Raw genomic sequence first — 11,700 nt, 5'->3', positions numbered from 1 at the left:
GTCCCCGCCCCCGGCCTTATCGGGGGGGCTCGCCGACCCCCACCCCGTATCCGCGCCTTCCTCCCGGGGGGGCGGCCACAACCCCCCCCCCCCCCCCACGGCACTTTTGTGCTCCACGCCCGGCGGGTAAGGTTAGGTTAGCCTCACCGTTCATTAGGGCGGGAGCAACGAACCGGTCCTGATCGCTGGGAGGTGAACCGCGTGTACGTCTGCAACTGCTTCGGTGTGACCGAGAGCCAGGTCAAGAAGCACGCGGATGACGGTGCGTGCACCCCCCGCCAGATAGCGTCGGCCTGCAAGGCCGGCACGGACTGCGGCTCGTGCGTACGCCGCATTCAGGCGCTGCTCGGCCGCGGATCCTGCCCGCGCCGCGAGCTGGTCGAGCAGGGAAGGCCCGCCCTGACGGCCGAGCCGAACGCCCTCGTGGACCTTCCGGACGCCGCCTGAGGCTCCGCCGGAGAGTTTGCGGCTGCTGGCAGTCCGGCTTTGACTGTCTGCCTCTGACTGTCCGGTTCTAGCTGTCCGGCTGTTCGATCTGCTGGGCCAGGTACAGGGCCTCACCGAGACTCTCGAGCAGCTCCAGCTGGGTGTCGAGGTAGTCGATGTGGTGTTCCTCGTCCTCCAGGATGTCCTCGAAGATCCGCGCCGACGTCACATCGCCCTTGGCCCGCATGACGTCGATGCCGCGCTTGAGGCGGTCGATCGCCTCGACCTCGACCTGCCGGTCGGCCTGGAACATCTCCGTGACGGTCTGCCCGACCCGTACGTGGAAGAGCCGCTGGTAGTTCGGCAGGGCATCGAGGAAGAGAATCCGTTCCGTCAGCCGGTCCGCGTGCTTCATCTCGTCGATGGACTCTGCACGGGTGTACTTCGCGAGCTTGGTCCAGCCGTTGTTGTCCTGGATCCGGTAGTGGAGCCAGTACTGGTTGATGGCCGTCAGCTCGCCCGTGAGCTGCTCGTTGAGGAATTCGATGACCTCGGGGTCGCCCTGCATCGCAGAGGCTCCTTCCACGCGGTGGACACGGCAGGTTTCGCGCATCCTCGCACCGGCACCGAAAACCGTCCAGTAAGTGCACGCTTAGTACGAGTTGCCCGTTTCGGAGGCGGCCGGGCTCTCGCTGGTCACGTCCACTGCCCGGGGTCTGTCAGGATGGAGGCATGGGTCAGCCGGTGGGTCGCGAGTCTGGGGGAGCAGTGCAGTCGGAGCTTCCACCGGGACAGCGTCTCCAGCGGGGCTGGCCGGTCACGCACTACGGCCCGGTGCCCAAGTTCCGCCCCGAACGATGGGAGTTCAGGGTCTTCGGCGCCACCGCCGACGGGGACAAGCGCTGCTGGACGCACGAGGAGTTCTCCGCCCTGCCGTACGGCACGGTCGTGGCCGATCTGCACTGCGTCACGAAGTTCAGCATGCTCGGAGCCGAGTGGGGCGGCGTGCCCGCCGCGACGATTCTCGAACTGGCACCGCCCGCGCCCGCCGTCACCCATGTGATGGTCTGGGCCGAGTACGGCTTCAGCGCCAATCTCCGCCTTGAGGACTTCGCCGCCGACCGCACGATTTTCGCCACCCACAAGGACGGCGAACTCCTCACCGCCGAACACGGCTTCCCGCTCCGCCTCGTCGTGCCCCATCTGTATGCCTGGAAGGGCCCGAAGTGGGTCCGCGGCATCGAGTACATGACGGCCGACCGCCGCGGCTTCTGGGAGGAGCGCGGCTACCACAACGTCGGCGACCCATGGCGGGAGCAGCGCTACTCGTACCAGGAAGAGCCCGGGGACGGCCCCGAGCTCTGAGTCCTGGCACTTCTCGTACGGTCTGTCAGTGGTCGTGCGGTCCGTCAGTGGTGGTACCGGTGCACCACCGCGTGGCCCTTGCCGCGGCCGATCATCCACTTGTTGACCGGAGTGGTCACCACGAAGGCGATCGCCAGTGAGGCCGCGAGCGCGCCCCAGAAGAGGCCGTCCGACAGATGGGCGTCCATCGCGTTCGGCCACAGCACGATCACGCCGTTGTCGATCAGCTCCATGACGGCGATGGACAGGGTGTCCGCGGCGAGCGCGACCCGGAACGCGGTCCTGAAGTCGACGCCGGCCTTCAGGATGCCGCGCAGCGTGAGCGCGTAGCCGAAGAAGAACGCGAGCACGATCGCCAGAATCATCGTCGGCACGTTGCCCCAGCCGAACGCCGTGCCGATGACCATGCCGAGGACCTCGCCGATGGCGCACCCCGTGAGGCAGTGGAGGGTCGCCTGCGCGGCCATGGACCAGCTGACCTTGCCGAGGCCGCCGTGACCGGCGTGGGCGTGCTCGTGCTGCTCGTGCTGCTCGTGATCTGTGTGGTGCTCGTGTCCGGCGTGCGTCTCGTGCTTCATGAGTTCCCCCAACGTCAGAGAGCGGTTCCTGTCGCCGACAAGAACCGTATACCCCCTGGGGGTATTCCTCAAGTGATCTCCGAGGCGATCACCGAGGCCATCTCCTAGCGCTTCCGGAGCTCCTTCAGGCGGGCCACGTCCGCCGCGTAAGCCTCCTTGCCGCCGGGCGTCTCGAGGATCAGCGGCACGTTCTCCGTCGCCGGGTGGGCCATCAGCGCGCGGAACGGCTCGGCGCCGATGTGACCGGAGCCGATGTTCTCGTGCCGGTCCTTGTGCGCCCCGACGACGTCCTTCGAGTCATTGGCGTGGATCAGCTTGAGGCGGCCCTCGCCCACGGTGTCCACGAGCAGGTCCAGCGTGTGCCGCATGCCGTCGGGGCCGGTCAGGTCGTGGCCCGCCGCGAAGATGTGGCACGTGTCCAGGCAGACGCCCAGCTTCGGGTGCGCGTCCAGTGCGTCGAAGTAGGGCCCGAAGTCCCAGGTACGCGAGCACAGCGAGGAGCCCTGGCCCGCGGTCGACTCGAGCAGGAGGTACGGGTCGTCGTCATGGGTCAGCTCGTCGAGCAGCGGCAGCATGCGCTCCCGCACCTGCGCGAGCGCCACGTCACGCCCACGGCCGCCGGTCGCCGAACCCGTGTGCACGACGACGCCGAGCGCGCCTATCTCCCGGGCCCGGCGCAGCGAGTGCCGCAGCGACTCCACGGACTTCTCCACGGTCGCCTCGGTGTGCGAGCCGAAATTGATCAGATAGGGCGCGTGGACGTACGCCGGAATCCCTTCGGCGGCGCAGGCCGCGCGGAACTCCTCGTCCTGCTTCGGGTTGCCGGGAGGCGTCGCCCAGCCTCGCGGGTTGGCGACGAAGACCTGGACGGTCTCGGCCTCCAGCTCGCGCGCGTACGAGAGCCCTACGGAGGCCAGGCCGCCAGAGACGGGGACATGGCTGCCGACCGGGTTACGGGGGAGGGAATCGGTGCTGCTCACCGGTCAAGGGTGGCACGCGTGCGTGGGCGCTCCGTCAGCGGATCTGGATGGTGATCGTCGACCCCTTCGGGGCCTCGTCACCCCCCGCCACGGACTGCTTCTTCACGGTGTCGCCGAACAGGCCGAGCAGACCGCGGTCCTTCTCGACGTCGAACCCGCTGTCCTGGAGCTTGTGCTCGGCGTCGTCGACGCTCATGCCCACGACGTCGGGGACCTCGACCATGACCGGGCCCTTGGAGATCTTCAGCGTGACCGTGTCACCCTCGCCGAGCTGCTTGCCCTCGACGGGGGACTGCGCGGCGACGCTGCCCTTGTCCTCGTCCGAGTTCACCCGCGCCGTGGCGATCTCGGCCTTCAGGCCCGCGTCCTGAAGGTCGGCGATGGCGTCCGCCTCGGCCTCGCCCGTCACGTCCGGGACGTCCACCGCACCGCCCCTGCTGACCCTGAGCGCGACGGCCGAACCGGCCTTGCGGGTCGTGCCGGACGCCGGGTCCGTGGCGATCACCGACCCCTTGGGGACGTTCTCGTCGAAGTCCCTGGTGACCATGCCGGGCTCCAGGCCCGCGTCCTTCAGCCGGCGCTCGGCCCTGGCGAGGGGCGTGCCCTCGAGATCGGGAACCCGCACGGTCTCCGGGCCCAGGGACACCGTCAGATCCACCGCCCCGTTGTCCCGGATGCGGGCGCCCGCCCTGGGGTCACTGGCGATGACGGTGCCGCGCTTCACAGTGTCGCTGTACGCGCGCTTGACGTGCCCGAGGTCGAGGCCCGCGTCGCCGAGCCGCTCCTTCGCCTGCGTCTGCGTCTTGGCGAGCAGCGGCGGGACCTTCGTGAACTGGCCCGAGTTGATGTACCAGACGCCCGCGCCGAGGCCGAGGGCGAGCAGCACGGCCGCGACGGCAGCGAGCACACCGCGCCGCGGACGGCGCCTTTGGGAAGTTGCCGGCGGCGGGGGCGGCGTCTCGAAGCGGCTCGTGCGGTTCAGCTCGGCCTGCGGGTCCTGGTCGTCGGCGGGCAGCGGGAGCTGTACGCCCCTGGTCCGCAGCGCCCGCGGGATCACGCTCGTACGGTCGTCCGAGATGTCACGGTCCCCGAGGTCCTCGGGCCGTGCGGCCGGCGGCACCGCGTCGAGCTGTGCGTCGGTGAGGGCGGCCCTGGCCCCCCTGACCTGGGCGAGCAGCGCCACCGCGTCGTACGGCCTGAGATCGGGCACGCGCGCGGTCGCGGACGCGACGAGCGCGTCCAGCTCCGCGGGCAGGCCTGGCACGGACGCGGACGGGGGCGGCACGTCCTCGTTCAGGTGCTGGTAGAGGACCTGGGCCGGGGAGTCGCCCGAGTGCGGCTTGGCGCCCGTGAGCATCTCGTAGAGCACCACCCCGCACGCGTACACGTCGACGCGGGGGTCGGCGGTGCCCGACTCGATCTGCTCGGGGGCGAGGTAGGAGACGGTGCCGAGGACGGCGCCCGTGGTGTTCGTGACGGTGTCCACGGCCCGTACGAGGCCGAAGTCCGCCACCTTCACGCGGCCGTCGTCGCCTATCAGGACGTTCTCCGGCTTCATGTCGCGGTGCACGAATCCCGCGCGGTGCGCGGCGCCGAGCGCGGCGAGGACCGGCTCCAGGATGTCGAGCGCGGCACGCGGCCGCAGTGCCCCGCGGTCCCTCAGGACGTCCCGCAGGGTGCAGCCCGCGACGTACTCCATCGCCAGATAGACGTACTGGCCGTCCGCGCCCTGGTCGAAGACCCCGACCACATTCGGGTGGGAGAGCCGGGCGACGGACTTGGCCTCGCGGATGAAGCGCTCGACGAACGAGACGTCGGCGGCGAGGGCCGGGTGCATCACCTTGAGCGCGAGCACGCGGTCGAGGCGGGTGTCCACGGCCCTGTAGACCGTGGCCATCCCGCCGACCGCGATGCGTGCGTCGACGCGGTACCGGCCGTCGAGCACCTGCCCGACGAGAGGGTCCTGAAGGGTCGTGTCCACGCAGGTGAGTGTACGAGCCGCCGCCGACACCCGGCTGCGCAGTCGTCCACGGACGGCCGTACTGCAGCAGAGCTGTAACCGTGCCGTACGGCCCTCAGAACGCGGGCCGCTCCGGGTCGAGCGTGGCCATCCCGGACGCGGGCGACGAGGCCTCGGCGAAGTGCCTGCGGGGGATCCGGCCCGCCCGGAACGCCAGACGCCCCGCCTCGACCGCGTGCCGCATGCCCTCCGCCATCAGGGCCGGCTCCTGTGCGCGGGTCACGGCTGAGGCGAGCATCACACCGGCGCACCCCAGCTCCATCGCGAGCGCCGCGTCGGACGCGGTCCCGGCGCCCGCGTCCAGGATCACCGGCACGCGCGCGTGCTCGGTGATCAGCTGGAAGTTGTGCGGGTTGCGGATGCCGAGCCCGGAGCCGATGGGGGAGCCGAGCGGCATGACAGCGGCGCAGCCCACGTCCTCCAGCTTCCGCGCGAGCACCGGGTCGTCGTTCGTGTAGGGCAGCACGGTGAAGCCGTCGTCGACGAGGATCTCGGCCGCGTCCAGGAGCTCGATCGGGTCGGGCAGCAGGGTGCGCTCGTCCGCGATGACCTCCAGCTTGACCAGGTCGGTGCCGAGCGCCTCGCGCGCGAGGCGGGCGGTCAGGACGGCCTCACCGGCGGTGAAACAGCCCGCTGTGTTCGGCAGCACCTGGATCCCCAGCTTCTCCAGGACGGAGAGCACGGAGCCCTGCACGCTCGCGTCCACGCGCCGCATCGCGACGGTCGTCAGCTCCGTGCCGGACGCGACGAGCGAGCGTTCCAGGACGTCGAGGCTGGGCGCCCCGCCCGTGCCCATGATCAGCCGGGACGAGAAGGACGTACCGCCGATGACCAAGGAGTCGTCAGCCATGGGTTCAGCCTCCCTGGACCGCGGTGAGGACCTCGACGCGGTCCCCGTCCGTGAGTGCGGTGACGGCCCACTGCGCGCGCGGGACGACGGTTTCGTTGAGTGCGGCGGCGACCCCGGACGGCGCGGTGGTCAGCGCCGAGACGAGGGCGTCGAGCGTGGTGCCCGGGGCGACCTGGCGCCCCTCGCCGTTCACGGATACGTGGGTGACGGACACGGTCATACGGACTGCTCCACAGAGACGGGTGCGGGGACGGCGCCGAAGCGCCGCGGGGTGAAGGGGCGGGCCACTTCGGGGAGTTCGCCGGTGGCGAGGACGTGGGCCATGGAGTCGCCGGTGACCGGCGTGAGCAGCACGCCGTTGCGGTAGTGGCCGGTGGCGAGCAGCAGGCCCGGCAGGGCGGTCGGGCCGAGGATCGGGGCGTTGTCGGGAGAGCAGGGGCGCAGGCCCGCGCGGGTCTCCGTGAGCGGCAGCTCCGTGATGCCGGGCACCAGCTCGTGGGCGTCGCGCAGCAGCTCGTAGACGCCGCCCGCGGTGACCGTCGTGTCCCAGCCGAGCTCCTCGCTGGTGGCCCCGACGACGAGTTCGCCGTTGACCCGGGGCACCAGATAGAGGTTGCCGCCGCGCACGACGGCGCGCACGGTGCGGCTCAGGAACGGCGCGTACACCTTCGGCACGGTCAGGCGCAGGACCTGCCCCTTCACCGGGCGTACCGGCGGCAGCACGTCGTCCGGGACTCCGGCGAGGCGGCCGCTGAGGCTGCCGCCGGCGAGGACGACCTGGTCCGCGTCGAGCCCGGTGCCGTCGGCGAGGACCACGCCACGCGCGCCCTCGCGGACGACTGTCAGCCGCTCGGCCCACTGCCGGTGGAACCGCACCCCGGCCCGCTCGCAGGCCGCGACAAGGGCCTTCGCGAGGCGCCTCGGGTCGATCTGGTGGTCACCGTCGACGCGCAGGCCGCCCCGCACGGACGGGGCCAGCATCGGTTCGAGGCGCCGGCACTCACGGCCCGACAGCCACTCCGACTCCAGGCCCGACTTGCGCTGGAGGGCGTGCAGTTCCCGAAGGTGCGCGCGGTCGTCCGCGTCGAGCGCGACGGCGAGGGTGCCGGACGCGCGGTAGCCGAGGTCGAGCCCGGTGGCCTCGGAGAGCTCGGCCGCGAACGCCGGATAGCGGCGCGCGGACTCCACGTTGAGCCCGAGGAGGGTCCGTTCGGCCTCTCCGTAGTGCAGTTCGGTGACGGCGGCGAGCATCCCGGCCGCCACCTGAGCGGCCCCGCCGCCCGGTTCGGGGTCCACGACCGCGGTGCGCAGCCCCCGCTGCGCGGCCCGCCACGCGGTGACGAGACCGATGATCCCGCCGCCCACGACCAGGACGTCGGAGCCTTCCGGGCCTTCTGAAGTACGCGACATGGGCGTCCAGCCCCTCCCTTCGCCGGCATGACCCGGATCAGGTTCGTACGGTCGGAGGCCGTCACAGCCTCCCTCTCAGCCCGGTGCGTCCGGGCTCCCGCGAGTGCTTTACGGTGGCCACCCTAAACCGTTCCCCCGAACCTCAGTAAGGGAGCCCGCCCGCATGGCCCGCTCGCTCGACGGACTCGTCCTCGCCCCGGTCGCCGACCAGGCCCCCGGTCAGGTGGGTACGCGGACGCGGTTCACGTACCACGAGGAGGACGGCCGGATCTGGGCCGAGTACGCGGGCGGGGACGTCGTGCGCGGCCACCTCGTGGGCATCCGTGAGGGCGACCGGATCGACTTCAGGTACGTACAGCTGAAGACTGACGCGACGACCTCCTCCGGGCACTGCGTCTCGCTCGTCGTGGACCTTCCCGACGGGCGGGTGCGGCTGGACGAGACGTGGGAGTGGGAGTCGCAGGCGGGTAGCGGGACGAGCGTCGTCGAAGAGGTCCCGGGCGCCTGACGGCGGGAGCACGGACGGCCGGAGCGGTCAAACCGGCGGCCGGTGTGGAAGACGTCACGGGACCGGAGTGACGCGGCCCGCTGACTGACTGAACGTCAGGTGCATATGGTGATCCGGTGAGCGAGCAGACCCAGAACCAGGCCCCGGTGCCCCGGGCAGGGCGGCACGTCGTCATCGTCGGAGCCGGGATGGCGGGGGTGCAGACCGCCGTGGCCCTGCGCGAACAGGGCTTCACCGGCACCGTCACGCTGATCGGCGCGGAACCCCACCAGCCCTACGACCGGCCTCCGCTGTCCAAGGCCGTCCTGCTCGGCAAGGCCGAGGGTTCCGCCTTCGACGTGGACTTCGAAGCCCTCGACATCACGCTCGAACTGGGCCGCGAGGTCACCGGCGTACGCCCCGCCGAGCACACCCTCGACACCGCCACCGGACCCGCCCCCTACGACGTCCTCGTCCTCGCGACCGGCGCCGAGCCCATCCGGCTGCCCGGCACGGAGGACATCCCCGGTGTCCATCTGCTGCGCACGCTCGACGACGCCGAACGCCTGCGCCCCGTCCTCGCCGCGCAGCGCGCCATCGTCGTCGTCGGCGCGGGCTGGATCGGCGCCGAGTTCGCCACCGCGGCCCGTGAGGCCGGATGCGCGGTCACCGTCGTCGAGGCGGCCGGGCGGCCGCTCGCCGGAGCGCTGCCCGAGGAGGTCGCCGCCCCCATGGCCGCCTGGTACGCGGACGCCGGGGCGGAACTGCGCACCCACGCGCGCGTGGAGCACGTCGAGCCGGGATCCGTGGTCCTCGACGACGGCACCCGGGTGCCCGCAGGCGCCGTGGTCGTCGGCATCGGGGCCCGCCCCGCCACCGGCTGGCTCACCGGCTCCGGCATCACGCTCGGCGCCCACCGAGAAGTCGTGGCGGACAACCGCCTGCGCACCTCCGAGCCCGATGTGTACGCCGTCGGCGACTGCTCGTCCTTCCCTTCGGGCAGATACGGCGAGCGCCTGATGGTCCACCACTGGGACAACGCGCTCCAGGGCCCCCGCACGGTCGCCGCCAACATCATCGGCGAGAACCCGGCGACGTACGACCCCGTGCCGTACTTCTGGTCGGAGCAGTTCGGCCGCTTCGTGCAGTACGCCGGACATCACGCGGCCGCCGACACCACCGTGTGGCGCGGCGACCCGCAGGGCGCGTCCTGGAGCGTGTGCTGGCTGCGCGAGAGCCGGCTCGTCGGCGTCCTCGCCGTGGGCCGCCCGCGCGACCTGGCCCAGGGGCGCAAGCTCATCGAGTCGGGCGCCTGCCTGGACCCGCAGGTCATCGGCGACCCCGCCCGCCCCCTGAAAGCCGCTGTCGTCTGACCGCCCCGCCGGGGCGACCGGGCCTTTTGCGCGGCTGCGTTTCCCACTGTCAGTCCGGGATGGCACGCTTGTCCTGTGACCGAGATTGACGCAAAGATCGATGCTCTCGTCCCCGAGTGGCTCACCCTCCCCGACATCGCCGAGCAGTTCGGCGTGGAGGTGACGCGCGTGCGGCAGCTGGTGAAGGAAGGCCAGGTGATCGCCGTACGCCGTGGGGAGAACAGGGCGCTGCACGTGCCCGCCGCCTTCATCGACGGCGACAAGGTCGTCAAGGGCCTCACCGGGACCCTGACCCTGCTCAGGGACGACGGCTACAACGACGAAGAGATGCTCGAGTGGCTCTTCACCCCCGACCCGACCCTGCCGGGCACCCCCGCGCAGGCGCTGAGCGAGAATCGCGGCACGGAGGTGAAGCGCCGCGCCCAGGCGCTCGCCGTCTGACCTGACAACCGTCCGGCGTGCGGGCCGCGCTCACCGCGGCCCGCCCGCCACCGACCAGGGGGGACTCACCCATGGCCATGGCCGCAACGCAGCGCGCCCAGCTCGCCGACGCCCGGCTGTACCTGTGCACGGACGCCCGCAAGCGCCAGGGCGACCTCCCCGAGTTCCTCGACGCCGTCCTGGCGAACGGCGTGGACATCGTGCAGCTGCGCGACAAGGGCATGGAGGCGGGCGAGGAGCTGGAGCACCTGGCCGTCTTCGCCGACGCCGCCGCCCGCCACGGCAAGCTGTTCGCGGTCAACGACCGGGCGGACGTCGCCCACGCCGCCGGCGCCGACGTCCTGCACCTGGGCCAGGGCGACCTGCCGGTCGCGGCCGCCCGCGCCATCCTCGGCGAGGACGTCCTGATCGGCCGCTCCACGCACGCCGACACGGAGGCCGCCGCGGCCGCTGTCCAGGACGGCGTGGACTACTTCTGCACCGGCCCCTGCTGGCCGACCCCCACCAAGCCCGGCCGGTACGCGCCCGGCCTCGACCTGGTGCGCTACACGGCCTCGCTCGGCACGGACCGCCCCTGGTTCGCGATCGGCGGCATCGACGCGGGCAATCTGGACGAGGTGCTCGAAGCGGGCGCAAGCCGCGTCGTCGTGGTCCGCGCCATCACCGAGGCGGACGACCCGGGCGCGGCGGCGGCCGACTTCGCGAAGCGGCTGCGTACGGCCTGATCCGTTCGGTCGGGCCCCGCCAAGACGTGTGTCCGCTGGGTGGACGGGGATTAGGGACAGAGCCCTCCCGTGGCTAACCTGCCCATATGGCCCTTGGCACCGCTTCCACCAGGACTGATCGCGCACGCACCGTGCGCGACATGCTCGCGACCGGCAAGACGACCTTCTCGTTCGAGTTCTCGGCGCCGAAGACCCCGAAGGGTGAGCGGAACCTCTGGAACGCGCTGCGACGGGTCGAGGCCGTCGCGCCCGACTTCGTCTCCGTGACGTACGGCGCCGGTGGCTCCACCCGCGCGGGCACCGTCCGCGAGACCGAGCAGATCGTCGCCGACACGACCCTGACCCCGGTCGCCCACCTCACGGCCGTCGACCACTCCGTGGCCCAACTGCGCAACATCGTCGGCCAGTACGCGGACGCGGGCATCAGGAACATCCTCGCCGTGCGCGGAGACCCGCCCGGCGACCCCATGGCCGACTGGGTCGCGCACCCCGAGGGCCTGACCTACGCCGCCGAACTGGTCCGGCTCATCAAGGAGGCGGGCGACTTCTGCGTCGGCGTGGCGGCCTTCCCCGCGATGCACCCGCGCTCCGAGGACTGGGACTCCGACGTCCGCCACTTCGTGGACAAGTGCCGGGCGGGCGCGGACTACGCGATCACCCAGATGTTCTTCTACCCGGAGGAATATCTGCGGCTGCGCGACCGGGTCGAGGCGGCGGGTTGCGACACCCCCGTCATCCCGGAGATCATGCCGGTCACGAGCGTGCGCATGCTGGAGCGGCTGCCGCAGCTCAGCAACGCCACGTTTCCGCCCGCCCTGAAAGAGCGCATCCTCACAGCCAAAGACGATCCGGCGGCTGTACGCTCCATTGGCATCGAGTTCGCGACGGAGTTCTGCGCGAAGCTGCTGGACGAGGGCGTTCCGGGTCTGCACTTCATCACGCTGAACAACTCCACGGCGACACTGGAGATCTACGAGAATCTGGGCCTGCACGACCAGCGGGCCTGACCCGGCCGTATTCCACCAGGGGCGGCGGCCGTACGAGA

14 protein-coding genes and 1 riboswitch are annotated in these 11,700 nt (G+C 71.4%); of the genes, 7 read left to right on the top strand and 7 right to left on the bottom strand.

The window, feature by feature from the left end; translation table 11 throughout:
• The first annotated feature begins 192 nt into the window (after positions 1 to 192).
• The gene (locus ACWIGU_RS21295) at positions 193 to 447 is read left to right on the top strand and encodes a (2Fe-2S)-binding protein (protein WP_356283504.1); all 255 of its coding nucleotides are present in this window, start codon (positions 193 to 195) and stop codon (positions 445 to 447) included.
• Positions 448 to 514: 67 nt separating this feature from the next.
• Here the strand turns inward: ACWIGU_RS21295 and bfr are convergent, their stop codons facing one another.
• Complete coding sequence (bfr, locus tag ACWIGU_RS21290) at positions 515 to 994, bottom strand: bacterioferritin (RefSeq protein WP_100592191.1); 480 nt, start codon at positions 992 to 994, stop codon at positions 515 to 517.
• Positions 995 to 1,158: 164 nt separating this feature from the next.
• Here bfr and ACWIGU_RS21285 point away from each other — a divergent pair, with 164 nt between their 5' ends.
• Positions 1,159 to 1,791, top strand: coding sequence for a sulfite oxidase-like oxidoreductase (locus ACWIGU_RS21285; protein WP_227294259.1), 633 nt, complete (start codon positions 1,159 to 1,161; stop codon positions 1,789 to 1,791).
• A gap of 44 nt (positions 1,792 to 1,835) precedes the next feature.
• On the opposite strand, the gene ACWIGU_RS21280 is transcribed toward ACWIGU_RS21285, so the two are convergent.
• The 6 genes from ACWIGU_RS21280 to thiO all read right to left on the bottom strand — a co-directional run bounded on the left by ACWIGU_RS21280 (position 1,836) and on the right by thiO (position 7,629).
• Positions 1,836 to 2,369, bottom strand: a complete 534-nt coding sequence (locus ACWIGU_RS21280; RefSeq protein WP_454403021.1) for a DUF4396 domain-containing protein — start codon at positions 2,367 to 2,369, stop codon at positions 1,836 to 1,838.
• A 104-nt stretch (positions 2,370 to 2,473) separates the two neighbouring features.
• Positions 2,474 to 3,349 (bottom strand): deoxyribonuclease IV, encoded by an 876-nt coding sequence (locus tag ACWIGU_RS21275; RefSeq protein ID WP_454403019.1) that lies wholly within the window; start codon positions 3,347 to 3,349, stop codon positions 2,474 to 2,476.
• Between the two features lie 34 nt (positions 3,350 to 3,383).
• The gene (gene pknB, locus ACWIGU_RS21270) at positions 3,384 to 5,330 is read right to left on the bottom strand and encodes a Stk1 family PASTA domain-containing Ser/Thr kinase (RefSeq protein WP_454403017.1); all 1,947 of its coding nucleotides are present in this window, start codon (positions 5,328 to 5,330) and stop codon (positions 3,384 to 3,386) included.
• Positions 5,331 to 5,424: 94 nt separating this feature from the next.
• Positions 5,425 to 6,219 carry a thiazole synthase gene (locus ACWIGU_RS21265; protein WP_454403015.1) on the bottom strand — a complete coding sequence of 265 codons (795 nt, stop codon included), beginning with the start codon at positions 6,217 to 6,219 and terminating at the stop codon, positions 5,425 to 5,427.
• Positions 6,220 to 6,223: 4 nt separating this feature from the next.
• Positions 6,224 to 6,439 (bottom strand): sulfur carrier protein ThiS, encoded by a 216-nt coding sequence (gene thiS, locus ACWIGU_RS21260; RefSeq protein WP_326776159.1) that lies wholly within the window; start codon positions 6,437 to 6,439, stop codon positions 6,224 to 6,226.
• Positions 6,436 to 7,629, bottom strand: a complete 1,194-nt coding sequence (gene thiO / locus ACWIGU_RS21255; RefSeq protein ID WP_454403013.1) for a glycine oxidase ThiO — start codon at positions 7,627 to 7,629, stop codon at positions 6,436 to 6,438. Before thiO ends, thiS begins: the two co-directional genes overlap by 4 nt.
• A riboswitch (TPP riboswitch) is annotated at positions 7,627 to 7,740 on the bottom strand. (Overlaps the previous gene by 3 nt.)
• Before the next feature lie 52 nt (positions 7,741 to 7,792).
• Between thiO and ACWIGU_RS21250 the strand changes: the two genes are divergently transcribed.
• From ACWIGU_RS21250 to metF, 5 genes are all read left to right on the top strand, one after another.
• Positions 7,793 to 8,137, top strand: coding sequence for a hypothetical protein (locus ACWIGU_RS21250; protein ID WP_100592198.1), 345 nt, complete (start codon positions 7,793 to 7,795; stop codon positions 8,135 to 8,137).
• A 116-nt stretch (positions 8,138 to 8,253) separates the two neighbouring features.
• Positions 8,254 to 9,489 (top strand): NAD(P)/FAD-dependent oxidoreductase, encoded by a 1,236-nt coding sequence (locus ACWIGU_RS21245; RefSeq protein WP_454403011.1) that lies wholly within the window; start codon positions 8,254 to 8,256, stop codon positions 9,487 to 9,489.
• 75 nt (positions 9,490 to 9,564) lie between these two features.
• Positions 9,565 to 9,930, top strand: coding sequence for an Rv2175c family DNA-binding protein (locus ACWIGU_RS21240; protein ID WP_100592200.1), 366 nt, complete (start codon positions 9,565 to 9,567; stop codon positions 9,928 to 9,930).
• Positions 9,931 to 10,007: 77 nt separating this feature from the next.
• Positions 10,008 to 10,655: a thiamine phosphate synthase gene (gene thiE / locus ACWIGU_RS21235; protein WP_326778710.1), complete on the top strand. Its 648-nt coding sequence runs from the start codon at positions 10,008 to 10,010 to the stop codon at positions 10,653 to 10,655.
• Between the two features lie 86 nt (positions 10,656 to 10,741).
• Positions 10,742 to 11,662, top strand: a complete 921-nt coding sequence (metF, locus tag ACWIGU_RS21230) for a methylenetetrahydrofolate reductase [NAD(P)H] (RefSeq protein ID WP_454403009.1) — start codon at positions 10,742 to 10,744, stop codon at positions 11,660 to 11,662.
• The last annotated feature ends 38 nt before the right edge of the window (positions 11,663 to 11,700 follow it).

Source organism: Streptomyces sp. NPDC055400, from assembly GCF_053644375.1.
Note: the sequence above shows the minus strand (reverse complement) of the source record. Positions and strands in the feature narration are given on the sequence as shown.